Origin of the sequence: Shinella zoogloeoides (genome assembly GCF_022682305.1) — a bacterium.
In the GTDB taxonomy this organism is placed as follows: domain Bacteria; phylum Pseudomonadota; class Alphaproteobacteria; order Rhizobiales; family Rhizobiaceae; genus Shinella; species Shinella zoogloeoides_B.
Window position 1 is genome coordinate 328,463 of sequence record NZ_CP093529.1, and the last position, 23,660, is coordinate 352,122.

General features: G+C 64.9%; 21 protein-coding genes and 1 pseudogene. 8 read left to right on the forward strand and 14 right to left on the reverse strand.

The features are described 5' to 3' along the window. Positions 1–151 precede the first annotated feature (151 nt). Entirely contained in the window at positions 152–652 is a 501-nt protein-coding gene (locus MOE34_RS22950) for a hypothetical protein (protein WP_242224388.1), read from the forward strand. A gap of 21 nt (positions 653–673) precedes the next feature. On the opposite strand, the pseudogene MOE34_RS25620 reads toward MOE34_RS22950, so the two are convergent. Further along, positions 674–1,291 (reverse strand): annotated as a pseudogene (locus MOE34_RS25620) (pentapeptide repeat-containing protein). 10 nt (positions 1,292–1,301) lie between these two features. Then, positions 1,302–1,931, reverse strand: coding sequence for a TetR/AcrR family transcriptional regulator (locus tag MOE34_RS22965; RefSeq protein ID WP_242224389.1), 630 nt, complete (start codon positions 1,929–1,931; stop codon positions 1,302–1,304). A 121-nt stretch (positions 1,932–2,052) separates the two neighbouring features. Between MOE34_RS22965 and MOE34_RS22970 the strand changes: the two genes are divergently transcribed. Further along, positions 2,053–4,089 (forward strand): NADH:flavin oxidoreductase, encoded by a 2,037-nt coding sequence (locus tag MOE34_RS22970; RefSeq protein WP_242224390.1) that lies wholly within the window; start codon positions 2,053–2,055, stop codon positions 4,087–4,089. Position 4,090: 1 nt separating this feature from the next. Here MOE34_RS22970 and MOE34_RS22975 read toward each other — a convergent pair whose 3' ends face one another. Genes MOE34_RS22975 through MOE34_RS22990 form a run of 4 tightly spaced genes read right to left on the reverse strand, consistent with a single transcriptional unit; the run spans position 4,091 to position 8,727 of the window. Beyond that, complete coding sequence (locus MOE34_RS22975; protein ID WP_242224392.1) at positions 4,091–4,336, reverse strand: hypothetical protein; 246 nt, start codon at positions 4,334–4,336, stop codon at positions 4,091–4,093. Beyond that, positions 4,336–5,568, reverse strand: a complete 1,233-nt coding sequence (locus MOE34_RS22980; protein WP_242224395.1) for an aminomethyltransferase family protein — start codon at positions 5,566–5,568, stop codon at positions 4,336–4,338. Before MOE34_RS22980 ends, MOE34_RS22975 begins: the two co-directional genes overlap by 1 nt. Next, positions 5,565–7,121 (reverse strand): phytoene desaturase family protein, encoded by a 1,557-nt coding sequence (locus tag MOE34_RS22985; RefSeq protein WP_242224396.1) that lies wholly within the window; start codon positions 7,119–7,121, stop codon positions 5,565–5,567. Before MOE34_RS22985 ends, MOE34_RS22980 begins: the two co-directional genes overlap by 4 nt. Beyond that, complete coding sequence (locus tag MOE34_RS22990; RefSeq protein WP_242224398.1) at positions 7,108–8,727, reverse strand: phytoene desaturase family protein; 1,620 nt, start codon at positions 8,725–8,727, stop codon at positions 7,108–7,110. Before MOE34_RS22990 ends, MOE34_RS22985 begins: the two co-directional genes overlap by 14 nt. A gap of 283 nt (positions 8,728–9,010) precedes the next feature. Here MOE34_RS22990 and MOE34_RS22995 point away from each other — a divergent pair, with 283 nt between their 5' ends. Next, entirely contained in the window at positions 9,011–9,676 is a 666-nt protein-coding gene (locus MOE34_RS22995; RefSeq protein WP_242224932.1) for a TetR family transcriptional regulator C-terminal domain-containing protein, read from the forward strand. A 26-nt stretch (positions 9,677–9,702) separates the two neighbouring features. Beyond that, positions 9,703–10,785 carry an ABC transporter substrate-binding protein gene (locus tag MOE34_RS23000; RefSeq protein WP_242224400.1) on the forward strand — a complete coding sequence of 361 codons (1,083 nt, stop codon included), beginning with the start codon at positions 9,703–9,705 and terminating at the stop codon, positions 10,783–10,785. An 86-nt stretch (positions 10,786–10,871) separates the two neighbouring features. On the opposite strand, the gene MOE34_RS23005 is transcribed toward MOE34_RS23000, so the two are convergent. The 3 genes from MOE34_RS23005 to MOE34_RS23015 are packed head-to-tail and all read right to left on the reverse strand — an operon-like array spanning position 10,872 to position 13,729. Next, positions 10,872–11,966, reverse strand: coding sequence for an ABC transporter ATP-binding protein (locus MOE34_RS23005; RefSeq protein WP_242224934.1), 1,095 nt, complete (start codon positions 11,964–11,966; stop codon positions 10,872–10,874). Between the two features lie 24 nt (positions 11,967–11,990). Beyond that, positions 11,991–12,815, reverse strand: coding sequence for an ABC transporter permease (locus MOE34_RS23010; RefSeq protein WP_242224402.1), 825 nt, complete (start codon positions 12,813–12,815; stop codon positions 11,991–11,993). After that, positions 12,812–13,729, reverse strand: coding sequence for an ABC transporter permease (locus MOE34_RS23015; protein ID WP_242224404.1), 918 nt, complete (start codon positions 13,727–13,729; stop codon positions 12,812–12,814). The genes MOE34_RS23010 and MOE34_RS23015 overlap by 4 nt, the downstream gene beginning before the upstream one ends. 255 nt (positions 13,730–13,984) lie before the next feature. On the opposite strand from MOE34_RS23015, the gene MOE34_RS23020 reads away from it, so the two are divergent. Beyond that, on the forward strand, positions 13,985–15,409 hold the full coding sequence (locus MOE34_RS23020) for an aminotransferase (RefSeq protein WP_242224406.1): 1,425 nt from the start codon (positions 13,985–13,987) through the stop codon (positions 15,407–15,409). Positions 15,410–15,499: 90 nt separating this feature from the next. Here the strand turns inward: MOE34_RS23020 and MOE34_RS23025 are convergent, their stop codons facing one another. The 5 genes from MOE34_RS23025 to MOE34_RS23045 all read right to left on the reverse strand — a co-directional run bounded on the left by MOE34_RS23025 (position 15,500) and on the right by MOE34_RS23045 (position 19,789). Further along, complete coding sequence (locus MOE34_RS23025) at positions 15,500–15,898, reverse strand: hypothetical protein (protein WP_242224407.1); 399 nt, start codon at positions 15,896–15,898, stop codon at positions 15,500–15,502. Between the two features lie 86 nt (positions 15,899–15,984). After that, positions 15,985–17,178 (reverse strand): aromatic ring-hydroxylating oxygenase subunit alpha, encoded by a 1,194-nt coding sequence (locus MOE34_RS23030; protein WP_242224408.1) that lies wholly within the window; start codon positions 17,176–17,178, stop codon positions 15,985–15,987. Between the two features lie 330 nt (positions 17,179–17,508). Next, positions 17,509–18,735 carry a DUF2325 domain-containing protein gene (locus tag MOE34_RS23035; RefSeq protein ID WP_242224409.1) on the reverse strand — a complete coding sequence of 409 codons (1,227 nt, stop codon included), beginning with the start codon at positions 18,733–18,735 and terminating at the stop codon, positions 17,509–17,511. 151 nt (positions 18,736–18,886) lie between these two features. Next, complete coding sequence (gene recX / locus MOE34_RS23040; RefSeq protein ID WP_242224935.1) at positions 18,887–19,441, reverse strand: recombination regulator RecX; 555 nt, start codon at positions 19,439–19,441, stop codon at positions 18,887–18,889. A gap of 147 nt (positions 19,442–19,588) precedes the next feature. Next, the gene (locus tag MOE34_RS23045) at positions 19,589–19,789 is read right to left on the reverse strand and encodes a cold-shock protein (RefSeq protein WP_242224410.1); all 201 of its coding nucleotides are present in this window, start codon (positions 19,787–19,789) and stop codon (positions 19,589–19,591) included. 425 nt (positions 19,790–20,214) lie between these two features. Here MOE34_RS23045 and MOE34_RS23050 point away from each other — a divergent pair, with 425 nt between their 5' ends. The 3 genes from MOE34_RS23050 (at position 20,215) to nrdE (ending at position 23,649) form a co-directional block, all read left to right on the forward strand. After that, the gene (locus MOE34_RS23050) at positions 20,215–20,688 is read left to right on the forward strand and encodes a VOC family protein (protein ID WP_242224937.1); all 474 of its coding nucleotides are present in this window, start codon (positions 20,215–20,217) and stop codon (positions 20,686–20,688) included. Between the two features lie 546 nt (positions 20,689–21,234). Continuing rightward, a complete protein-coding gene (gene nrdH, locus MOE34_RS23055) occupies positions 21,235–21,456 on the forward strand; it encodes a glutaredoxin-like protein NrdH (RefSeq protein WP_160787485.1) in 222 nt (73 codons plus the stop codon). Between the two features lie 33 nt (positions 21,457–21,489). After that, the gene (gene nrdE / locus MOE34_RS23060; protein ID WP_242224882.1) at positions 21,490–23,649 is read left to right on the forward strand and encodes a class 1b ribonucleoside-diphosphate reductase subunit alpha; all 2,160 of its coding nucleotides are present in this window, start codon (positions 21,490–21,492) and stop codon (positions 23,647–23,649) included. The last annotated feature ends 11 nt before the right edge of the window (positions 23,650–23,660 follow it).

The window sequence follows — 23,660 nt, forward strand, 5'->3', positions numbered from 1 at the left end:
CGTGATTTGAGATGAACTGACGTACCGATACTTGCATGGTGGGGACGATGCCGCAACCTGCAAAAAAGAGCCTTGCCGCAAGGCGGGCGAGCCGTTGCGCCATGACCGTCCGGCCGTGTAAGGAAGCGCGTCTTCCACCAGTACGGAACCCATGATGGCTGCGCTCTATGCCGATTACGTCGCGGATCTGAGAACCCTGTTCTGCGAACTGGATCGCCACCCCGATCTCTTCCAGACATTCGATGTGCGTCTGGAGTTGGCGGCGGCGGGCGGGCTTGTCGTCTACGAGACGAGACGGCGCAAGGGGCAGACGGACAGCCTCTACTACGGCCGCGCGACGGCGGACGGCGACAACCGGCAGCTCTCGCAGGCCGCCGCCTTCGCGGCGCTCGACCGCTTCTTCGCGCTCGGGCAGTTCGCCGCGCTTTCCGGCGGCGGGGCGGAGCGGGCGCTGGATGCGCGCTATCCCCATTGCGCCGTCAATTTCTCCTACCGCAAGAAGGGCCAGCCGAGTGCACGGTCCATGCTCATGGTCTTCATCGGTTTCAACGACGAGGCGGATGCGCAGCAATATGTGGCGGCTGCGGAAGGCGGATCCGCCTTCGTGACGGAGCGGCCCTGCCGCGGAGCGAAAGCCTACGAGTGGAAGTAAGGCGGGACCGCCGCGCCGGTGTCATTTCCGGCGCACGTCAAACCCGAGCGCTTCGGCGATGACGATCGTCTGATCGATCGTGATGATCGCCTCCTTGAGCTTGACGTTTTCCGGATCTATCGCCGTCAGGTCGCTGCCGCGCAGGTCGCAGCGCGAGAAGTCGGCGCCGTGCAGCCAGGCACCGGAGGTCCGCGTCCCGGATGGAGCCGCCCTCGCAGACCGCGCCCGTCAGGTCCGTCTCCCGCAGACGGGTGCCACTGAACGTCGCGCGGCGCAGGTCCGCGCCGGGCAGGCCGGTGAAGGACCAGTCCCCGTTGACGACCTTCATATTGTCGAACTGGCACCGGTCGAACATGCTGCCGACGAGCTTGCATTCCGTGAAGATCGTGTCGAAGAAGTTGCACGAGAGGAAGGTGCAGTTCACGAAGGCCGCGCCTTCATGGATGGAGGCGCTGAAGCGCACGCGCCGGAAGGTGCAGGCATTGAAGACGCTGCCGACATTGCGCCCGTCCGTCAGGTCAAGCTCCGAGAAGAGCGTGCTCTCATAGTGCTCCCGTTCGAGTTCCTTGCCGTACCAGTCCGCTCCGGCGATCGTTTTCGTTGTTGGCGGCGGGGGCTCGCCAATCGTCTCTCTGCCATGGTCTCTCCCTCAGCCCGGCGTGTAGCCGTGACGGGCGAAGAAGCGGTCGAGCTCCCGGGGCTGCGGCGCCTCGCCGGTATAGATCGCGATATATTCGGGGATACGCTTCATGCGGGTGGCGATATCCTCGCGGGACTGCATGGAGATATAGCCGATCTGCACCAGATAGGTCGTGCGGGCGCGCACGTCGGCGGCTGCTTCCGTAAAGCCGAAACGCACGAACATGCGGCTGATCGCCTCCAGCCGCGCCTGATCCGCCTGCCGAACCTCCTCAAGAATCTCTTCCGATTGCAGCGCCCAGCTTCGCACCGCGAACTCGAACTGCGCGTCGAACAGGTCCTGGTCCAGCCAGCAGTCGAAGACGTTCAGCATCGCCTCGGCGATGGTCTCCGCATAGGCCTCGGACCGCTTCACCATGTTGCCTGTATTCTTCTCCCGCCAGCGCGCCACCAGCGCGGCCAGCAATTCCTCGCGATCCTTGAAGAACCAATAGAAACTCGTGCGGGAGAGGTTGAGCCGCTTGGCGAGCGGCAGGATCTTCACGGCCTCGACGCCGGATTCCAGTAGGGCATCGTAGGCAGCCTCCAGCCATCCCTCGTGGGAGCCCCGCCAGCCGCTGTCGTTCGTCGCCTGTTCCATGCCTGCTCGTAGCAAATCGGCCACCCTGCCACAAGGGGACTGTACATCTATGTTCTTAATATTGACATAGGTGTACATTTTGCCTTAGCGTCGCGACATCACCCTAGTCGGAGCCAGTCGCATGTCGAATGATCCCCTCCTTCAGCCGTACCGCCTGAAGCACCTGACCCTGCGCAACCGCATTATCGTCACCTCGCACGAGCCGGCCTATCCCGAGGACGGCATGCCGAAGGGGCGCTACCGGGCCTATACGGTGGAGCGCGCCAAGGGTGGCGTGGCGCTGACGATGACGGCCGGCTCCGCGGCGGTCTCGAAGGACAGCCCGCCGGTCTTCAACAACCTGCTCGCCTACAAGGACGAGATCGTGCCGTGGATCCGCGAGATGACCGACGCCGTGCACGAGGCGGGTTCGGCCATCATGATCCAGCTCACCCATCTCGGCCGCCGCACCCGCTGGGACAAGGGCGACTGGTTGCCGGTGCTTGCCCCCTCGCACCAGCGCGAGGCCGCGCACCGCGCCTTTCCGAAGAAGCTGGAGGATTGGGATATCGAGCGCATCATCAAGGACTTCGCCGACGCTGCCGAGCGCATGAAGGCAGGCGGCATGGACGGCGTCGAGCTGGAGGCCTACGGCCACCTTATCGACCAGTTCATTTCCCCGCTCACCAATGAACTCGACGGCCCCTATGGCGGTTCGCTCGACAATCGCATGCGCTTCTGTTTCGACGTGTTCCGGGCGATGCGCGAGCGGGTCGGCGAAGATTTCATCCTCGGCGTGCGCTACACGGCCGACGAATGTCTTCCCGGCGGCACGGGCAAGGCCGAGGGCCTTGAAATCTCGCGCCGTCTCAAGGAAAGCGGCCTCATCGACTATCTCAACGTCATCCGCGGCCATATCGACACCGATCCCGGCCTCACCGACGTCATCCCCATTCAGGGCATGGCGAGCGCGCCGCATCTGGATTTCGCCGGCGAAGTGCGTGCGGCCACCGATTTCCCGACCTTCCATGCCGCCAAGATTCAGGACGTCGCGACCGCCCGCCACGCCATCGCCGCCGGCAAGGTCGACATGATCGGCATGACGCGCGCGCACATGACCGACCCGCATATCCTGCGCAAGATCATCGAGAAGCGCGAGGACGACATCCGCCCCTGCGTCGGCGCGAACTACTGTCTCGACCGCATCTATCAGGGCGGTCTTGCCTTCTGCATCCACAATGCGGCGACCGGCCGCGAGGAGACGATGCCCCACGTCGTGGCGAAGGCCGCAGCCCGCAGGAAGGTCGTGATCGTCGGCGCGGGGCCGGCCGGGCTGGAGGCGGCGCGCGTCTCGGCCGAGCGCGGCCATGAGGTCGTCGTCTTCGAGGCGGCGAGCAATCCCGGCGGCCAGATCCGCCTGACGGCGCTCAGCGAGCGGCGGCGGGAGATGATCGGCATCATCGATTGGCGCATGAGCCAGTGCGAGAAGCTGGGCGTCACCTTCCACTTCAACACCTGGGCGGAAGCCGACACAGTGCTCGCGGAAAAGCCCGACGTGGTGATCGTCGCGACGGGCGGCCTGCCGCATACCGAGGTGCTGACGAAGGGCAACGAACTGGTCGTCTCCTCCTGGGATATCATCTCCGGCGACGTGAAGCCGGGAACGAACGTGCTGGTCTATGACGATGCCGGCGACCACGCGGCGTTGCAGGCGGCGGAGGTCGTCGCGAAGACCGGTGCGAAGGTCGAGATCATGACGCCGGACCGCGCCTTTGCGCCGGAGGTCATGGCGATGAACCTCGTACCCTATATGCGTGCTTTGCAGAAGCTCGACGCGACCTTCACCGTCACCTACCGGCTGGAGGCGGCGGAACGGCGCGGCAACCAGCTCATCGCCCATATCGGCAGCGATTACGGCGGGGTTTCGAAGGAGCGCGCCGTCGACCAGATCGTCGTCAATCACGGCACGGTGCCGCTGGACGATCTCTATTTCGAGCTGAAGCCCGGCTCCATGAATCTGGGCGAAGTCTCCTACGACGAGCTGCTGTCCGGCGCACCGCAGACCGTCGAGCGCAATCCCGATGGAGCCTACCAGCTCTTCCGCATCGGCGATGCCGTCGCGGCCCGCAACACTCATGCGGCGATCTACGACGCGCTGCGCCTCGCCAAGGATTTGTGAGCTAACTGGCGGCCCGGCGGGCCGCCAGTTTCTCGATCCAGTCGGCGCCGATCCGCCAGCGCTTCAGCACGGAGACCGGGTCTTCCGCGTCGAGCCGTGAACAGATGCGGTAGACCTCCAGCACCTCGGGCGTCATTTCGCCGCGTTGGCAGAAATACATGGCTGCCGCATAACGCGCCCGTCCGGACCATTCGGAACCGGGCGGCATGGAGATGATCTCCCAGTTGCGGCGGGTCTCCTCGTCCATCAGCGAAGGCCCGGCGGGGTCGCCGTGCGGCGCGCCAGCTTGACGAAGGGGCGCGGCACGATCTTCGCGCGCTTCATCATCTTCTGGTATTTCAGCTCACGCAGGGCGTAAATCTCCACCCACAGGTCGTCCGTGAACTTCGAGCCGTAGGGTCGTTCGAGGCTGGCGATGGCGATATTGCGCTTGGCCGTCGGCGACCAGATCGCGGCGGTGACAAGGCCGGCCTCGTGTTTCTGCCGGTGATAGACGATGGCATGTTCCGCGGGAACGTTGCCTTCGATTTCCAGGCCGACGAGGATATGCCGGAGCGTGCCCTTGCGCCGGGCGTCGAGGATCGCCCGGCGCCCGTTGAAATTGGGCTTGTCGGGATCGACCAGCCAGTCGAGGCCGATTTCGTCCGGCATGCGCACCCTGTCCGAGCGCAAGGCGGCTTCGGCGGTCACGAAATCCGCATTGGCGACGATGAAGCCGGTCTCGATGCGTGTCTGGTTGAGCGCGCCATAGCCGATGGCGCGGATGGCATGCGGTTCGCCGGCCGCCCAGAGCCGATCCCACAGGGAAAGCGCCGTGGCGCGGGGCACGAAGAGTTCGTAGCCGAGATCGCCGGTAAAGCCGGTTCGCGAGATCGTCACCGTGCCGCCGTCATGTGGGAAGGTGGCGATGTCGAAGGGCTTCAGCCTCTCCACGCCGGCAAAGCCGGCATCGCGCAGCACGGCATAGCTGGTCGGGCCTTGCAGGGCGAGGCCGGCGACCTCCTCCGTCTCTTCGCGGATATCGACCGTAAAGCCGAAGGCGCTGTCGAGGAGCCAGGGCAGGTGACGCTCTTGGCAGCAGAGGCGGAATTCCTGTTCGCCGAGGCGGAAGAGCGTGCCGTCGTCCAGCACATGGCCATGGTCGTCGCACCAGGCGGTGTAGTGCACGCGGCCAGAGGCGAGTTTTCTGACGTCGCGCAGGGTCAGGCGGTTGAGGTATCGTTCGGCATCCGGGCCGGTGATGCGGTATTTCACCATGGGCGAAATGTCGAAGAGCGCGGCGGTCGAGCGGATGGCGAAATATTCCAGCTCCGCATCGAAGAGCGAATGCGGGGCCTTGTAGCCGGCCCAGTCGTACCAGTCGTTGACCTCGCTCAGCGCCGCCAGCCGTTCGTGGAACGGTGTCTCGAGGCGCGGCGTGCGGATATGGTCGCGGGCGGCGCGGCGCAGGTCCGCGGCGGATTTCGTCATGGCGTTCATGCCTTCGCTCCCGAAAGGATGTGGCGGGCCGCGTTCCAGCCCGGCAGGCCGGAAATGCCGCCGCCCGGATGCGCCCCGGCACTCGCGAGATAAAGCCCCTCGATGGGCGTCCCGTAGCCGGAGGCGGCGCCCGTCGGGCGGTTGACGAGAAGCTGGTCGGCCTGCAATTCGCCATGGTGCCAGTGGCCGCCGGGCAGATTGTATTCCGCCTCGATGTCGACGGGCGTCATCAGTTCGGCCGTGACAATGGACTTGCCGATGCCCGGCGCATGCCGCTCCAGCGTTTCCAGCACGACCTTGAGGAAAGCCGGCTTGCCCGCCTCCCAGCCCGCCTTGAGGCGATAGGGCGCATATTGCACGAGCGCCGAAAGCGTGCAGCCGCCGGAAGGCGCGAGCGTGTGGTCGGCAAGGCTCGGCACGGTGATCTCCATGACAGGATCGGGCGAGAACTCACCGTATTTCGCCGGGTTGAAGGCCGTTTCGACGTGTTCCATCGAACGCACCAGCACGACGCGCCCGCCTCTGGCCTCGGCCGAGAGGCCCTCGAAATTCGGGATTGCATCGAGGGCAAGGTCCAGCTTGGCGACATTGCCATGACTGCGCACGTTCTTCACCGAACGCACGAAACCGGTGCCGCTTTCTGCCGGATCGACGAGGTGGAGGAAGGTCGTCTGCGGATGGATGGCCGAGACGACGATTGGCGCAGTGATCTCCGCGCCGTCACGGGTGACGACGCCGCTCGCCCGGCCGCGATCGGCAAGGATGCGGCCTACCGGCGCGCCGCAGCGGATGGTGACGCCGGCCTTTTCCGCCGCCTTGAGGAAGGCGGGGGCGATGCTCGCCATGCCGCCTTTCGGCACGAACTGGCCGCCGGTGCGGCCGGCGACATCGCCCGTCAGGCGATAGTAGAGGCCGAGCAGGGAGGTGGGCGAGCGCGGACCGAGATGGATGCCGAGTGTCGCGTCGAAGGCGAGGAGGCCCTTCAGGCGATCGTCGGAAAGGTATTCGTCCGCGACGTCGGCGACGTTCATCAGCAGCATGCGCAGGAAATCGCGGCCTTCGCTGCGGCCCTTGCGGATCAGGCTGAAGCCGGTCGCCGCGAAGGTGGAGAGGTCGCCCAGCGAGATCGCGCCGATCTGCGGCGGCGGACGGCGCAGGAACCGCTTCAGGAGGCTGGCCTGGAAGACGAGTTTTTTCCGCAGCGCCGTGAAGGCGGCCGCTTCTTCGGCGGAGACGCCGTCGATGCTCTCGCCATAGGCGCCGTGAAGCGTGACGGCCCGGCCGGAGCCGTCGAGCACGCTGGTCGGCAGCAGCCTGTTGTCGCCCGCAAGGTCGAGGCCGAGGTCGCGGACGACCTCGCCGTCCAGCCGGTTGACGAGATGGGCGAGGCCGGCGGAGCGGAAGCCGGGCGACAATTCCCGGCCGCGCATGGCGCCGCCCGGCTCGTTCGCCGCTTCCAGCACGAGGACGCGGCGACCGCCCTTGGCGAGGCGCGTGGCGGCGGCGAGGCCGTTGTGGCCCGCGCCGATGACGATGGCATCATATGACGTCATGGGCTTTGCTCATCTGTTCGGGCGCGCGCTTCAGGTCGCGCAGGATCTCGGCGGCGGCGTTGCGGCCGGGTGCCCCCATCACCCCGCCGCCCGGATGGGTGGAGGAGCCGCACATATAGAGCCCGGAAATCGGGCTGCGGTATTGCGCATAGCCGGGCACCGGCCGGTTGAAGAGAAGCTGGTCGAAGGTCAGTTCGCCCTGGAAGATATTGCCTTCCGTCAGGCCCACCTCGTTCTCGATCTCGCGCGGCGTACGCACTTCCATATGCACGATGCGGTCGCGGAAGCCGGGCGAGTAATCGGCGATCTGGCTGATGACGGTTTCGGCGAAGGCGTCGCGGTCCGCATCCGTCCAGTCGCGGCCCTCCACCTTGGGCGGGCAATATTGCACGAAACAGCTCATGAAGTGCTTGCCCGGCGAGGTCATGGTCGGGTCGAGCAGGGTCGGGATCATCATGTCGAGGAAGGGGTCGGCCGACCAGCGCCCGGCCTTCCAGTCGTCATAGCCGCGCTCCATGCGCTCGATGGAATCGGTGAAATGCATGTCGCCGCGAATGCAGGTCGAGCCCTCGGGCAGAGCGGGGAATTCCGGCAGGCTGTCGAGCGCGATGTTCACCTTGCCGGAGGAGCCGCGCATCTTGAAGTGCTTGACGCGGTGGACGAATTCGCCGGGCAGCGTGTCCTCGTCGACGAGCTTGAGGAAGGTGCGCTTCACGTCCGCATTGGAGACGACGAGGCCGGCGCGAATCTCGTCGCCGTTCGCGAGGACCACGCCGCTGGTACGCCCGCCGCGCGTCAGAATCTTCGACACTTCGGCATCGGTGCGGATCGTGCCGCCCGAGGCGAGGAAGGAGCGGGACAAGGCCTGCGTGACCGCACCCATGCCGCCGCGCGCATAGCCCCAGGCCCCGACGGAGCCGTCCACCTCGCCCATATAGTGATGCAGCAGCACATAGGCCGTGCCCGGAGACATCGGGCCGAGCGCTGTGCCGATGATGCCCGACAGCGCGAGATAGGCCTTGATGACATCCGTCTCGAAATATTCGTCGAGGAAGTCGGAGATCGACATGGTCCAGAAACGCAACGTCTCGGCCATTTCGTGCGGGCTGAACTCGCCGAATTTCTTCGCGAGATAAAGCAGTTCCGAAATGTCGCGCGGGCGGAAGCCGAACGGGTCGGGCGCGGTGCGCATCAGGAGCGGCTGGATGAAGCGGCACTGGCGCGTCACGTCACGGGCATAACGCTCATAGGCCTCCGCGTCGCGCTTCGAATAGCGGGCGAATTCGCGGCGGTGGCTGTCATGGTCGCGGTAGGAGGCGAGATAGTCGCCATCGCGGGTGAAGACGGCACCGCCCTCATAGGAGATGACCTGCAGGCCGTGCTTCGGCAATTCGAGATCGCGCATGATCTCCGGCCGGAAGAGGGAGCAGACATAGGAGCAGTTGGAATAGAGGAAGCCGGGCGTCAGTTCGCGGCTCGTTGCCGCCCCGCCGACCCAGCCGTTCTTCTCCACGACGAGAACGTCGAGGCCGGCACGCTGGAGATAGCAGGCCGTGACCAGCCCGTTATGGCCGCCTCCGACGATCAAAGCATCGTACTTTCGCATTCTTGATGCCTCCCTTGTTTCTAAAAGCTGCATCAAAAGCAAAATGTTGTCTAGATATTCTGAATGAATATTCAGCAAGGATGTTGCAATCGCCTGATAATGCGCTAGAATTTCGAGCCATGAAGGAAAGGCCGGCCAGTCGGCCACGGCACCGGAGCGCCATGCAGAAGGTTCTTGACAGCCGGGAGCGTTGTCCCGCTCATCGATGTGGCGGCAGGACGGTCGCGGGTGCTTGCCCGTGACCGAGATGGCGGATAATCCGAGAGACAGGGCAGCGGTGAAGATGCGGGCAGGCTTGGCTGAACAGGGCGCGGGCGACGGCGAGAAGCGGGGGCGCAAGGCCTCCAAGGAGACACGGCGGCAGCAGCTCATCGAGGCGACGATCGATTCGCTTGCCAAGCGCGGCTATTCCGACACCACGCTCGCGGATGTCGCCGATGGCGCCGGCCTTTCCCGCGGCATCGTCAACTTCCATTTCGAGAGCAAGGAAAACCTGCTGGTCGCCACCCTGCAATATATGGCGGAGGAGTATGGCGACCACTGGGCTTCGGCGCTGGAGCGGGCGGGGCCGGGCCTTGCCGGCCGTCTCTGGGCCATCGTGCATGCCGATTTCGACCGCAAGATCTGCACCAAGCGCAAGCTCGCGGCCTGGTGCGCCTTCTGGGGTGAGGCGAAGTCGCGGCCGACCTATCAGGCGCTCTGCGGCGCGCGTGACGTGAAGTACCAGGAGACGGTGATCCAGCTTTGTGCCGGGTTGAAGGCGGAGGGCGGCTATGCCTATGAGCCGGAGCCGATGGCGCTGTCGCTCTGCGCCATGCTGGAAGGGCTTTGGCTGCGCCTGATGATGGGCGACGGCACCACGCGGGAAAAGGCGCTGGAGGCGGCCATCGCCTTCGTCGTCACCGCCTTCCCGGCGCATCTGGCCTTGCAAGGACCGAAATCACGATAGGGAACCCGAAACGGGAGGAGTACGGCATGAAGACTGCAGATACGGCCAAGGCCCATACGATCGCGGCGCTCGCCGCCCTCCTTGCCCTCGGAACCGCGCTTCCCGCCATCGCCGCCGACAACCTGACCGTCTTCGACTGGTCGGGTTACGAGGACCCGGCCTTCCATCCCGCCTATACGGAAAAGCACGGCGGCTCCCCGGACTTCTCCTTCTTCGGTGACGAGGAGGAGGCCTTCCAGAAACTGCGCTCCGGCTTCAAGGCGGATGTGGCCCATCCCTGCTCGCAGAGTGTCGTGAAGTGGCGCGAGGCCGGCCTGCTGGAGCCGCTCGACACGAGCAAGCTGGCCGCCTGGAACGATATCCTGCCGAACTTCAAGACGATGAAGAACCTGATGACCTCCGATGACGGGACGGCCTGGTTCATCCCCTTCGAGTGGGGCAATACCGTCCTGACCTATCGTACGGACACGGTGAAGCCGGAGGACGTGGCCTCGCTGAAGGCCTTCGCCGACCCGAAATTCAAGGATCGCGTGTCCATCGGCGACAATGTCGACGACGCCTATGCGCTGGCGAGCCTTGCCATCGGCGTCAAGGACTGGACGACGATGACGGACGCGCAGTTCCAGGAGGCGTCGGCCTTCCTGCGTGAGGTGCACAAGAACGTGCGGCTCTACTGGACGGACAATACCGATCTCAGCCAGGCCATGGCGAGCGGCGAGGTCGATCTGGCCTGGGCATGGAACGAGACGGCGACGACCCTTCTGGCCGAGGGCCAGCCCGTCGCCATGCGCAAGGACACCAAGGAGGGGCTGTCCACCTGGGTCTGCGGCTATGTGCGATTGAAGGGCGCCGAGGCCAGCCCGGACCTTGCCTATGACTATCTCAACGCCGTCACCGATCCGGCCGTTGCCGCCTATATGGTCGAGAGTTGGGGGTACGGCCATTCCAACGCCAAGGGCATGGCGGCGGTCGATCCGAAGATTCTTGCGGACAAGGGCTATGCCGACGTCGACGCCTTCGTCGCCAATACGCTCTTCCAGTCGCCCATGCCGACGGAGTTGCGGCAGAAGATGATCGCGGAATTCGAGAAGATCAAATCGGGTTATTGAGGGCGCGGGTGCCCCTTATCCGGCCTGCCGGCCAACTTCTCCCCGCAAGCGGGGAGAGGGTCGCGGCAGCGGGATGAGGGGCCGGCCTACACGCGCGATACCGGCGCATCCTCCGCCAGAAGGACGAACGCATCCGGATCGTAGGCCAGGCGGATTTCCGCGCCGATCGGCAGGTCGTCCGCGCCGTAATTGTTGGTCTCGACCATCGAGAGCGGTTCTTCAAGCCCGTCGACGCCCACGGTGAGATGCGTCACCTCGCCGAAATAGGCGCGGTTTTCGACGCGGCCGGCAAGCTCGTGCGGCGCGCGGTCGTCATCCCAAAGCAGACGCAGGCGCTCCGGGCGGATGCCGACGGTGACGTGGCCGTCCGTGGCGGCAAAGCCGTGCGGCTTGTCGAGGCTGACGGCGCCGAAGCGGGCGGCGTCGAGCGAGACCGTGTTGCCCTGCTCGCCCAGCACCTTCGCCTTGAGGAAATTCATGCCGCCGAGGAAGTCGGCGACCTTGCGGGTGCGCGGACGCTGATAAATCTCCTTCGGGCTGGCGACCTGCGCGATGCGCCCGCCGAACATGACGGCGATGCGGTCGGAGAGGGCCAGCGCCTCGTACTGATCGTGCGTGACGAGGACGAAGGTGATGCCGACCGCCTTCTGCAAGCTGCGCAGCTCCACCTGCATTTCCTCGCGCAGCTTCTTGTCGAGAGCCGAGAGCGGCTCGTCGAGCAGCAGCACCTTCGGGCGCATGACGAGCGCGCGGGCGAGCGCCACGCGCTGGCGCTGGCCGCCGGAAAGCTCATGCGCCTTGCGCTGCCCGAGACCGGAGAGCCGCACCTGGTCGAGTGCGTCGCCGACGCGCTTCCTTTCCTCTTCCGGCGGGAGCCTCAGCCGCTTCAGCCCGTAGGCGACGTTTTCCGAGACGTCGAGATGGGGGAAGATGGCGTAGCTCTGGAAGACCATGTTGGTCGGGCGTCTGTTCGGCGGCAGCGCCAGCGAGGGCGCGCCGTCGATATAGATCTCGCCCGCCGTCGGCGTCTCGAAGCCGGCGATGGAGCGCAGCAGCGTGGTCTTGCCGCAGCCGGAGGGGCCGAGCAGGGAGAAGAATTCGCCCTCGCCGATGGTGAGCGAGATGTCGTCCAGCGCCTTGTAGATGCCGTAGAACTTCGACACGTTTTCGATCTGGATCATCGCGCGGTCGGGCATGTTCGGCTCCTAGGGCAGGGCGTGCGCCATCTGCGTGCGGCGTTCGGCACGGCGGCGCAGGGTTTCGGCGAGGGTGAGCAGGAGGATGGAGACCACGATCATGATCGTGCCGAGCGCCAGCACGCCGGGCAGCTTGGCGGCGAAGCGAAGCTGGCCCCAGATATAGACCGGCAGCGTCGGCTCGGTGCCGGAGAGGAAGAAGGCGAGGATGAACTCGTCGAGCGAGATGGTGAAGGTGACGAGCAGGCTCGACACGATGGCCGGCGCGACAACCGGCAGCGTCACGCGGCGGAAGGTGCCGATGGCGGTCTCGCCGAGATCGTAGGAGGCTTCCTCCAGGCTCCGGTCGAAGCCCTCGAAGCCGGAGACCAGCACCGACATCGCATAGGGGATGCAGAACACCGTCTGGCCGAGGATGACGGTGAGAAGCGACAGTTCCACCCCGAGCGCCAGCACGATCATCAGCAGCGAGACGGCGACGATGATCTCCGGCAGGAAGAGCGGCGCCATGATGAGGCCGGCGGCGGCCCTCTGGCCGCGGAAGCGGTAGCGCGTGATGGCGCGGGCCGCGCAGATGCCGAGCACGGTGGACAGCAGCGAGACGGAGACGCCGACGACGAGGCTGTTCCAGGCCGCTTCCAGCATGACGGTGTTGCCGGCGAGCGAGGCGTACCATTTCGTCGTGAAGCCGGCCAGCGGGAAGGTCGTGGTTGCCGCGTTGTTGAAGGAGAAGATCGGCAGCAGCAGGATCGGCAGGTAGAGGAACAGGAAATAGACGGCGACATAGGCCGGCAGGAAGGGAAGAGGGCGCAGGCGCCGCATGAGGAAACTCATCGGATCCTCCGCACGGTGAATTTCAGCGCCAGCACCACGGCGGCGGCGGCGAGCGAGACGAGCACCATGGTCGTCACCGAGAGGGCCGCGCCCAGCGGCCAGTTGGCCGCCTTGCCGAATTGCGCCTGGATGGCGGTCGCGATCATTACGCCGTCCTTGCCGCCGACGAGGCGCGGCGTCACATAGTCGCCGACCGTGGGGATCATCACGATCAGGAAGGCGGAGATGACACCGGGCAGCGAGAGCGGCAGCGTGATGCGGAAGAAGGCCTTGAGGCGGCTGTCGCCTAGGTCGCGCGCCGCCTCGATCAGCGTACGGTCGATCTTCTGCAGCGAGACGTAGATCGGCAGGATGGCGAAGGCCGCCCAGCTATGCACCAGCGTGATGACGACGGCGTTGGAATTGTAGAGCAGCGATGTCACCGGCTTGTCGATTAGGCCCATCGAGATGAGGCCGGTATTCATGACGCCGCCATAGCCGAGGATGACCTTCCACGACATGACGCGCAGCAGGTAGCTCGTCCAGCAGGGGATGGTGATGAGGAAGAGCCAGAGGTTCTTGTGTACGCCGCCGTGGAAGGAGATGAACCAGGCGACGGGATAGGAGAAGACGACGGTGACGACGCTGACGGTCAGCGAGATCCACAGGGAGCGGACGAACAGGTCGCGATAGATCGGCTCCGTCAGGGCTTGCCGGTAGTTCTCCAGCGTGAAGGTGCGGTCGATGTCGAGATAGTTCTGGGTCCAGAAACTGTAGGCGATGACGATGAGGACCGGAAGGAAGAGCACCGCCAGCGCGTAGAGGAAGGTCGGAGATATCATGGCGAGGCCGCGGGCCTCTTCGCTCCGCATCCAGGCTCTGCGCCTGGCGGGAGAGGGCGCGTTTGCGGCAGGGCCAAGCGCCGCCGCCGTCATCGCAAGGCGTTCCCGTGGCGACAACTCTCGCGGAGCATGCGGTTTTCCATGTCCATCCTTGCGCCTTTTCGGCTTGTGCGGCTCCGTGCGGGGAGCGCTTGTGTTCCCGAATGCAGCATGCGCTCAAATCCCCGTTGAAATCAACCCCTGTTTCTGCAATATTGATTGAATGAACATTCAATATGATTGAGAAAATACTGATCTTTCATATTGTTGTTCCGGAATCTCTTTCTTGTGTGATTGATGGAGAAGGGCATGGCGGCAATTGCGAAGACGGCGAATGACGGCGGGCCTGCCGACGAGGCGGCGGCCGACGACCTTACCCGGCTTGCCGAACGGCATCTCGTGCAGCCCTGGCCGGTCTCCGGCTCCATCGGCGCGGAGGCGCGCGGGCGCATCGAGGCGGGCGAGGGCATCTATGTGACGGATGCGGCCGGGCGGAAGCTGATCGACGGGCCGGCCGGCATGTGGTGCGTCAATGCCGGTCACCGTAACCGCGAGCTTGCCGACGTCATGGCCGCGCAGGCCATGGAGCTTTCCTACAATTCGCCCTGGTATACGACGAACGCGCCCTCCGCGGTGCTGTCAGCGCGGCTGGCGGGCCATGCGCCGGATGGTGTCGACCATGTCTTCTACACGACCGGCGGCTCGTCTGCCGTCGAGACGGCGCTGCGCTTCATGCAGTTCGCCAATAATGTGAAGGGCCGGCCGGAGAAGAAGCTGATTGTCTCCCGGCAGGGCGGCTATCACGGCTCGACCTATCTTTCCGCCTCGCTGAACGGCCGGCCGCGCGACCATGACTGGATGGACAGCGCCGCCGACCTCGTGGTGAAGCTCTCCTGCCCCAATCCCTTCCGCCGGCCCGAGGGCATGAGCGTCGAGGCCTTCTGCGATTTCCTCGTCGAGGAGTTCCGCCAGGTTATCGAGGCGCGGGGGGCGGAGACTATCGGCGCCTTCATCGCCGAGCCGGTTATGGCCTCCGGCGGCGTCATCGTGCCGCCGCCCGGCTATCTTCAGCGCATGCATGCGCTGTGCCGGCAGAACGATATCCTCTTCATCGCCGACGAGGTGGTGACGGCATTCGGCCGCCTCGGCCATGTCTTCGCGTCGAAGGATGTCTTCGACATCGAGCCGGACATGATCACCTTCGCCAAGGGCGTGACGTCCGGCTATTTTCCGCTTGGTGGCGTGATGATTGCCGGCCGGCTCTTCGAGGAACTGCGCCGCTCGAACCATTCCGAGGCGATGTTCGCCCATGGCCTCACCTATTCCAGTCATCCGGTCGGCTGTGCCGTCGCGCTGAAGAACCTCGATATCCTCGAGGGCGGGCTGCTGGAGCATACGCGGGCCGTGTCGGGCCATTTCCAGGCGAGCCTGAAGGCGCTGGAGGACCTGCCGCTGGTCGGCGAGGTGCGCGGCCTCGGGCTGATGGCCTGCGTCGAATGCGTCGCCGACCGCACCAGCAACAACCCGCTGACGCTCGACCTCGAAGTCGGCAAGCGCATCGACCGGCATTGCCAGGAATTGGGCCTTCTCGTGCGCCCGCTCATCCATATGTGCGTGATGTCGCCGCCGCTGACGATCACGACAGCCCAGATCGACGACATGGCGGCGATCCTGCGTAAGGGCATCGAACTGACGATGGACGATCTCGCCCGCGAGGGGCTTTGGAAAGGCTGAACTCGCGCCGAAACCCTGTTTGGAGCGATCATTCCCTGCTCCAGACATTTGAGGCCCGCGAAAGCGGGCCTCTTTTTGTGCGGGCGGCCGCTATGCGTTTCTTCTGGCGGCGACAGCGGTCTCTATGCTGTTTGGGAAATGACCTTCGAACCAGTCTACCATACGCTTGATATGAGGGCCTGCGGGCGCGGCGTCGCCCGCCTCGATCAACTCTGCGCCCGCTTGCGCCATCGCGATCAGGATTCTGGCGCTTTCCGGCACATAGGGCAGGTCGGTGCCCTGTGCGTGGCGGTCGCGTATGATCCGGTAGCGGATGTTTTCCGGATAGGTCCATGCGCTGACAAGCAGGTCGTGCACGGTGGCCGGCTGGCCGTCGACCCCGATTGCCGCATCGCGATCGGTCTCGTCGCACCCCGATGCCTCGATGCGCTCGCAGGCATCGATCGCGGCGTTCATCATGCCCCTGATCAGGTTCCAGTCGGTTTTCATGCCAGGCCTCCGATACCGCGCCGACGGCGATGGTAGGAGGAGGCCGTGCCGGACGCAATCTCGGGCTTCGTGCAGGTGTGCCGACCCTATCCCGTCATCCCGGCATTTGCCGCCGCCATTTCCCTTTCCTCCGGCGCGTCCTTCAGGTTCACCACCGGCAGCACACGGCGCAGGTGATCGTGATGGGTGCGCACGCCATATTCGAGGTCGGAGAGATAGAAGCCGGCGAAGGCGTTCGAGGTCATGGCCTCGTTGGACCAGACGGTGAGCTGCACGTCCTCGGCCTGCGTGTCGCGGTCGATGCGGGCGGCGAGGTAGCGGGCGAGACGCTGCGCGCGGTCCTCCTCGCGGTAGCGGTAGATGCCGCCGCGCAGCAGCGTCCTGCCGACGGAAAGCGGGAACTCCTGGTAGAACTGCACGCTCTCCGGCGTCACGGCGATGACGCAGTTCGGGAAGAGGCCGAAATAGATCCACGCCTTGCGCAGCCGTTCCGGCAGGCGCGTGTTCTCCGGCGAGACCTTCACATAGTTGCGCACGCTCCAGCGCCGGCCGGCATGAGGATTGTAGGTGGCGAAGGAGCGGCAGAGACCATTGACGAAGGGCTCGTCGTAATAGGTGGAGCCGTAGAGGTCCTGTAGCGCCGGATGCGCCATGGCGACATGGTAGCCCTCGTTGTCGACGTCGCGCACGGATTTCCAGTTGACCGGGCTTTCCTGGGTCCAGATGCCGCCGGCCGGCACCATCTCCTCGGCGCGGTAATGCGACAGCTCCTCCTCGAAGGGGCGCATCTGCTCGGCGACGGAAGGCTGCGGGCCGGGGGCGAAGCGGATGAAGACGAAGCCCTGCCAGACCTCGCATTCCAGCGTCTTCAGCGCGAATTCGTCCTTGTCGAGCGGCGGGAAGCTGCGCGGGCGCGCCGCGCCGCGCAATGTGCCGTCGAGATTGTAGACCCAGCCGTGGAAGGGACAGACGAGCGCGTTGCGGCACGCGCCCTTCTCGTCCGCCACCAGCCGCGAGCCGCGGTGGCGACAGATATTGTGGAAGGCCCGCACCGCGCCGTCCTGCCCGCGCAGGATCAGTGCGCGCTCGCCGAAGACGTCGAGGGCAAGATAGTTGCCGGCCTCGGGAATGTCCGAGACATGGCAGGCGATCTGCCAGTGCTCGCGGAAGACATGCTGCTTTTCCAGCTCGAGCAAGGCGGGGCTGTGATAGCACCAGCCCGGCAGTCCGCTCCGGTCCCAGTCGTTCGGAACGCTGATATCGCGGATCACCTCATTCATGTCGTTCCCCATATTTTGCTGAACGTTCATTCAATATAAACACGATTTTCGTTCAAAAGGAATAGCTTGTGAATCTCCGGGTATCGGAAGGTCGAGAGAAGCCGCCCGCTTGGACGGGCAGGCGCGAGTAACGCGGGATGCCGAAGGCGGCTGGCGGACCGGCGTGGGGTGGAGCGTTTCCGCCTGTTTCCGAACCGCAACGGCGCTTTGCTGCTCTTCCGCGAGATTCTTATTTTTCAATGTGTTGGCAAACCATCGACAGATAGCCGAGGGTGGTGACGAGCGGAAGCCGGGCTTGTCGGCAAACCGCTGGTCCCCGCGGGAAAAACCCTAGGTCCGGCCGTAGGCGCCGCCGGCGCCGGTGATGGCGGCGAGGAAGCTGGCAAGGCCGGCCGAGCGCAGCGGCAGGTAGGGCTTGCCCTGGTCGCGGCAGAGCCGCTTCACGAGGCCGACGGCCGAGTGGCTGATGTGGTCGACGGGAAAGAGGATCGTCGCGGCCTGCCCGACGAGGGCAGGCAGGAGCGTGGTGCTGTCTTCCATGCCGCCGTCATGCAGCAGGAGAGTGACATCGCAGCTCGCCGCATAGGCGCGCAGATGTTCGAAGAGATTGCGCCGTCCGCCGACATAGAGGACCGGGCCGGCAGGCCGGGCGGTTTCCGCGCCATGCTGGAGATGGGTCGCGATGGCCGTCTCCAGCGCCTCGTTCTCCCGCAGGATCGCGTCGTTGAGGTCGCGCAGTTGCTCGACCTCGCGCTGCAGGGCGCGGCCCCGCTCCTCCGCCTCGGCAAGCCGCCTGGACTGCGCGTCGAAACGGCTCGCCTCCGTCTCCCGCTGTCCGGGCAAGGTATCTTCCGCCCGGGCCGGCCGCGCGAGTGCCGCAGCCAGGGCTTCGGCGTGGATGAGCCGCTCTTCCATCTGCCGGGCGCTACGCTGGAAGGCGGCGCGCTCGCCGGCCGCGGCCTTCAGGCGCATTTCCTGCCGCGCGCCGCGCGCCTTCTCCTGTTCGAGCTGCCGTTCCAGCCGGGTCAGGCGGGCAAGGTCGAGACGGCTTGCGCTGCCGACGAGATGCGAGAGCATGTGTACCTCGCCGAAGATGTCGCGCAGGAGGCGCGCTGGGCTTGCCGGGTGGCTCATCAGCGCCCAGTACGGCCCGGCAATGTCGCCGCGGTCGAAGCAGTCGCGCCAGATGGCGCGAAGTTCTTCCTCGTCGGCGTTGCGGGGAAGGCGCTTGATGCTGCTCTCGTGGCGCTTGTCGAGCGCCTTGTTGAGGAGCCTGCCGGCCTGGTCGTGCTGGCCGGCGAGACGCACGCCCCGGCCATGCAGGGCATGGTCTGTCGCGGTGCGCGCGTCCTCCTGCCCGGCCTTGATCAGGATCTGGCGAAGCTCGCCCGTCGTGAGGCACGTGCCGACGATGGAGCAATGGAAGGTGGACGGGATATCGGAAAGCCGCAGCCGTTGCGATGCGGCCCGTGTCACAGTCTCGCCGGACCCCTTGAAAGGCATGGCCAGCGGGGGAAGGGGAGCGCCGTGGGATTTGAGGCGGGGCAGGGTGGGCATGGGCTTTGCTCTCTCGCTCTGTCGCGGGCGCGCCCGCACCTTTGGGCGGCCCCTGTCGCGCGTGCATCGAGCGCTCGCGCCTTCCATTTCGTTATATTTCATCAAATATAACGAAATGGAAGGGCCTTGTATCGCAGAAGCGTCGAAGGATTCAGAAGGGGGAGCCTACGCCGAGAATCGTCTCGGCTTCCTCTTGCGGCATGGCGAGCACCGTCCGGCCGATCTCGAAGCCGAAGCCGGCCCGGGTGAAGGCGGCAAGCTCCTTCGCCTTGCGCTTGTCGTCGAAGTCCACTTTGCGGAACGGCCCGAAGGCGCGCTTGCGGGCGAGGACGAGCGCGGCGAAGAGGTCGTCGATCCCGGCGACGGCGGCCGCCGCCGTTTCCCGGGCGATGCCCTTGCGGGTCAGCTTGAGGGCGACAGCCCTGCGGGACCGGCCGTTGCGCATGCCCGAGCGGCTGCCTGCCGCAGCATAGGCCTCGTCGTCGAGGGCCTTGTTGTCATAGGCGAATTTGACGGCGGCTTCGGCCAGCATGCGCACCTGCGCCTCGCCGATGCCCTCGAATTTCTCGCGGGCCTTGCGCGCGATCGCGTCGAAGAGCTGCTTTTCCGTGTGCATGCGCCGCCCAAGGCGGTAGATCGTCGAATTGCGCGCCCAGGAGAACATGCGCGGGGTCGGCTTGTCGGCCGCGGTCTTCTCTTCCTGCATGTTCAGTCTGTCTGTTGCGCTGTCCATGCTCGGAACGTGATCGAGGACATAGATATCCCGCCTCCGCGCCGAGACGGCGGCAGGCACGCGGCAAGGGCCGCTGCGGGAGAACCGGCGGCCTGATGCCGCCGGTCCCGAAGATGCCGGTCAGAGGACGCGAACGTTCTCTGCCTTGGATTTGCCGGTCTTGCGATCCTGGCCGAGATCATAGCTGACGCGCTGTCCCTCGCTCAGGGTGCCGCCCTGCAGGGCCGAAACGTGCACGAACACATCGCTCCCGCCGTTTTCCGGCGTGATGAAGCCGTAACCCTTGTCCCCGTTGAAAAATTTAACTGTGCCCGTGGCCATGTCCTGATCCTTAAAATGCTCTTACAGCGAATTGCCGCGCGCAGAACCTATAGATGAAGAGGCTTGTCTGCAATGCGCTTGGCTGTTGACGGTGCAACAGGCGCGCCGCGCTGCTTTCCGCGCCCTTGAAATGGCCGAAATGCAACCTATCTATCGCTCATCGCCCGTATCGATGACGCCTGTCGCACCAGCACAATCTGCTGCGCGCGTCGTCCGGGTTCGGCAGGGCGCTCCCCGAAAGGGTCGAGCGCCCTGTTGCGTTTCCGGTTCCATGATTTTTTCGCGGCCGCCTGTCGGAACCTGACGGCCTTGTCCGTCCTTGGGGCGATCGGGTTGCGAAAGGTGCGCCCGGTGTGGAGAAAACCGGCCATCCGCCTATCTCTCCGAGAACGGATGGCGACGACCCCGGAGGAAGGAACATGACGATGGCGAAGAACACGATCTGCATCTGGTACGACAAGGACGCCGAGGCTGCCGCCCGCTTCTATGCGGAGGTCTTTCCCGACAGCGCGGTGACGGGCGTGTTTCACGCGCCGGGAGATTACCCCTCCGGCAAGCAGGGTGATGTGTTGACGGTCGAGTTCACGGTTGCCGGCATTCCCTGCCTCGGCCTCAACGGCGGACCGGTGTTCAAGCATTCGGAGGCTTTCTCCTTCCAGATTTCCACCGAGGATCAGGAAGAGACGGACCGCTACTGGAACGCCATCGTCGGCAATGGCGGGCAGGAAAGCGAATGCGGCTGGTGCAAGGACCGGTGGGGCATTTCCTGGCAGATCACGCCGCGCACGCTGATGGAGGCGCTGGCGGCCGGTGGTGGCGAGGCCAAGCGCGCCTTCGACGCGATGATGACCATGAAGAAGATCGACGTCGCCGCCATCGAGGCGGCCCGGCGCGGCTGAGCAGGCCTCACCCCGCGGCGCTGCGGTACGCGCGCCGCGGGGTGAGGAACCTGTTGATGGTGCGTCATAGTCATTGACGCAAATTTTACCTCGTCTACTATATCTTGTGTTCGAGGTTCCTTCGATTCGTAGCGGGTCGAAGGCTGAGGTACGACCCCGGTGTGGCCATGATGGTCGCGGCGTACGGGATTGTTCCTGACTGTAAGCGGCATCATCCGTTCGACGAGCCACCGCGGCGCAAATGCCATGGAAGGCGGACGGGTGCCGTGAGCCGGAAGCCCGCCTCGTACGCGAAAGTCCACGGGCGGGGTGTCCGGAAGGCGAGCGAGGGGGCGGAGAGCGGCCCCGCGATTTCCCTGATGTCCCGCAGAAATGCCTCGGGGTGAAGTCATGCCGGTTTCGATTCCAGTTCCTCCGCGCGAGTAAGCGGCGCCCCCGTTCCGGCCGTCCGCAAGGCGGCCTCCATATTTTTCCGACTTGATCGAACGGCCATCGGCGGATGACCGGGCGATTTTCTGCGCCCAATTGCCAAACACGAGGAAAGCCATGTCCATCACCGTCTATTCGAAGCCAGCCTGCGTCCAGTGCACCGCGACGACCCGCGCGCTCGACCGCCAGGGGATCGACTACAGCGTCGTCGACATCTCGCAGGACGCGGACGCGTTCGCGCTCGTGCAGGGCCTCGGCTACCGCCAGGTTCCGGTGGTGATCGCCGGCGAGCAGCACTGGGCGGGCTTCCGTCCGGACATGATCAGCGCGCTTTCTTGATCGCGGGAGGTTCGCTTGGACACGCTGAACACGATGACGCACCGCGATGCAGGTGAGAAGGCCTTGAAGTCCCCAGAGATTACGGGGGTGGATTATCATGCGCTGAACGCGATGCTGAACCTCTACGACGAGGAGGGGCGGATCCAGCTCGACAAGGACCGTCAGGCGGCCAAGCAGTATTTCCTGCAGCACGTCAACCAGAACACGGTGTTCTTCCATAATCTGCGGGAGAAGCTGGATTACCTGGTGACCGAGGGCTACTACGAGCAGGAGGTGCTGGACCAGTACGCGTTCAACTTCGTGCGCGACCTGTTCGACGCGGCCTATGACAGGAAGTTCCGCTTCCCGACATTCCTCGGCGCGTTCAAGTACTACACGTCCTACACGCTGAAGACCTTCGACGGGAAGCGCTACCTGGAGCGCTACGAGGACCGGGTGTGCATGGTGGCGCTGACGCTTGCGCGTGGCAACGAGCAGCTGGCGCGCGAGCTGATGGACGAGATCATCTCGGGCCGCTTCCAGCCGGCGACGCCGACCTTCCTCAATGCGGGCAAGAAGCAGCGCGGCGAGTTGGTCTCGTGCTTCCTGCTGCGGGTCGAGGACAACATGGAGAGCATCGGCCGGTCGATCAACTCGGCGCTGCAGCTTTCCAAGCGCGGCGGGGGCGTGGCGCTGTCGCTGACGAACCTGCGCGAGATGGGCGCGCCGATCAAGCAGATCGAGAACCAGTCGTCGGGCGTCATTCCCGTCATGAAGCTTTTGGAGGATTCGTTCTCCTACGCCAACCAGCTCGGCGCGCGGCAGGGCGCGGGCGCGGTCTATCTCAACGCGCACCATCCCGACATCATGCGCTTCCTCGACACCAAGCGCGAGAATGCCGACGAGAAGATCCGCATCAAGACGCTGTCGCTCGGCGTCGTCATCCCCGACATCACCTTCGAGCTGGCGAAGAACAACGAGGACATGTACCTGTTCTCGCCGCATGACGTGGAGCGGGTCTACGGCGTGCCGTTCACCGAGATCTCGGTGACGGAGAAGTACCGCGAGATGGTCGAGGACGGCCGGATCAAGAAGAAGAAGATCAAGGCGCGCGACTTCTTCCAGGTGATCGCCGAGATCCAGTTCGAGTCGGGCTATCCCTACATCATGTTCGAGGACACGGTGAACCGGGCGAACCCGATTGCCGGGCGCATCACCATGAGCAACCTGTGCTCGGAGATCCTGCAGGTCAGCGAGGCGAGCGAGTTCAACGAGGACCTGTCCTATTCGAAGATGGGCAAGGACATCTCGTGCAATCTCGGCTCGCTGAACATCGCGGCCGCCATGGACAGCCCCGACTTCGGCCAGACGATCGCGACCTCCATCCGCGCGCTGACGGCGGTCTCCGAGATGAGCCACATCTCCTCGGTGCCGTCGATCGAGAAGGGCAACGACGACAGCCACGCCATCGGCCTCGGCCAGATGAACCTGCACGGCTATCTCGCCCGCGAGCGGATCTTCTATGGGTCCGAAGAAGGCGTCGACTTCACCAATATCTACTTCTACACGGTGACCTACCACGCCATCCGCGCGTCGAACCGGATCGCGGTGGAGAAGGGCGAGACCTTCAAGGGCTTCGAGAACTCGAAGTATGCCTCGGGCGAATATTTCGACAAGTACACCGAGGCCGAATGGCTGCCGGCGACGGAGAAGGTGAAGGGTCTCTTCGAGGAGGCCGGCATCCATATTCCGACGCAGGAGGACTGGCTGGCGCTGAAGGCCGAGGTGATGAAGGGCGGTCTCTACAACCAGAACCTCCAGGCGGTTCCGCCGACGGGCTCGATCTCCTACATCAACCACTCGACCTCCTCGATCCATCCGATCGTCTCGAAGATCGAGATCCGCAAGGAAGGCAAGATCGGCCGCGTCTACTATCCGGCCGCCTTCATGACGAACGACAACCTGGATTACTACCAGGACGCCTACGAGATCGGCCCGGAGAAGATCATCGACACCTATGCGGCGGCCACGCAGCATGTCGACCAGGGTCTTTCGCTGACGCTGTTCTTCCGCGACACGGCGACGACGCGCGACATCAACCGGGCGCAGATCTATGCCTGGAAGAAGGGCATCAAGACGATCTACTACATCCGCCTTCGCCAGATGGCGCTGTCCGGCACGGAAGTGCAGGGCTGTGTCTCCTGCGCGCTTTGACCTGACCTTCT

What these genes read in the sequence shown, in the direction of transcription:
- MOE34_RS22950 (WP_242224388.1), top strand. Translation starts at nt 152, where the DNA reads ATGATGGCTGCGCTCTATGCCGATTACGTCGCGGATCTGAGAACCCTG.
- MOE34_RS22980 (WP_242224395.1), bottom strand. Translation starts at nt 5,568, where the DNA reads ATGAACGCCATGACGAAATCCGCCGCGGACCTGCGCCGCGCCGCCCGC.
- MOE34_RS23000 (WP_242224400.1), top strand. Translation starts at nt 9,703, where the DNA reads ATGAAGACTGCAGATACGGCCAAGGCCCATACGATCGCGGCGCTCGCC.
- MOE34_RS22990 (WP_242224398.1), bottom strand. Translation starts at nt 8,727, where the DNA reads ATGCGAAAGTACGATGCTTTGATCGTCGGAGGCGGCCATAACGGGCTG.
- MOE34_RS22975 (WP_242224392.1), bottom strand. Translation starts at nt 4,336, where the DNA reads ATGGACGAGGAGACCCGCCGCAACTGGGAGATCATCTCCATGCCGCCC.
- MOE34_RS22985 (WP_242224396.1), bottom strand. Translation starts at nt 7,121, where the DNA reads ATGACGTCATATGATGCCATCGTCATCGGCGCGGGCCACAACGGCCTC.
- MOE34_RS23005 (WP_242224934.1), bottom strand. Translation starts at nt 11,966, where the DNA reads ATGATCCAGATCGAAAACGTGTCGAAGTTCTACGGCATCTACAAGGCG.
- MOE34_RS23045 (WP_242224410.1), bottom strand. Translation starts at nt 19,789, where the DNA reads ATGGCCACGGGCACAGTTAAATTTTTCAACGGGGACAAGGGTTACGGC.
- nrdH (WP_160787485.1), top strand. Translation starts at nt 21,235, where the DNA reads ATGTCCATCACCGTCTATTCGAAGCCAGCCTGCGTCCAGTGCACCGCG.
- MOE34_RS23030 (WP_242224408.1), bottom strand. Translation starts at nt 17,178, where the DNA reads ATGAATGAGGTGATCCGCGATATCAGCGTTCCGAACGACTGGGACCGG.
- MOE34_RS23050 (WP_242224937.1), top strand. Translation starts at nt 20,215, where the DNA reads ATGGCGAAGAACACGATCTGCATCTGGTACGACAAGGACGCCGAGGCT.
- MOE34_RS22970 (WP_242224390.1), top strand. Translation starts at nt 2,053, where the DNA reads ATGTCGAATGATCCCCTCCTTCAGCCGTACCGCCTGAAGCACCTGACC.
- MOE34_RS23015 (WP_242224404.1), bottom strand. Translation starts at nt 13,729, where the DNA reads ATGACGGCGGCGGCGCTTGGCCCTGCCGCAAACGCGCCCTCTCCCGCC.
- MOE34_RS23025 (WP_242224407.1), bottom strand. Translation starts at nt 15,898, where the DNA reads ATGAAAACCGACTGGAACCTGATCAGGGGCATGATGAACGCCGCGATC.
- recX (WP_242224935.1), bottom strand. Translation starts at nt 19,441, where the DNA reads ATGCAGGAAGAGAAGACCGCGGCCGACAAGCCGACCCCGCGCATGTTC.
- MOE34_RS23010 (WP_242224402.1), bottom strand. Translation starts at nt 12,815, where the DNA reads ATGAGTTTCCTCATGCGGCGCCTGCGCCCTCTTCCCTTCCTGCCGGCC.
- MOE34_RS23020 (WP_242224406.1), top strand. Translation starts at nt 13,985, where the DNA reads ATGGCGGCAATTGCGAAGACGGCGAATGACGGCGGGCCTGCCGACGAG.
- MOE34_RS22965 (WP_242224389.1), bottom strand. Translation starts at nt 1,931, where the DNA reads ATGGAACAGGCGACGAACGACAGCGGCTGGCGGGGCTCCCACGAGGGA.
- nrdE (WP_242224882.1), top strand. Translation starts at nt 21,490, where the DNA reads ATGACGCACCGCGATGCAGGTGAGAAGGCCTTGAAGTCCCCAGAGATT.
- MOE34_RS23035 (WP_242224409.1), bottom strand. Translation starts at nt 18,735, where the DNA reads ATGCCCACCCTGCCCCGCCTCAAATCCCACGGCGCTCCCCTTCCCCCG.
- MOE34_RS22995 (WP_242224932.1), top strand. Translation starts at nt 9,011, where the DNA reads ATGCGGGCAGGCTTGGCTGAACAGGGCGCGGGCGACGGCGAGAAGCGG.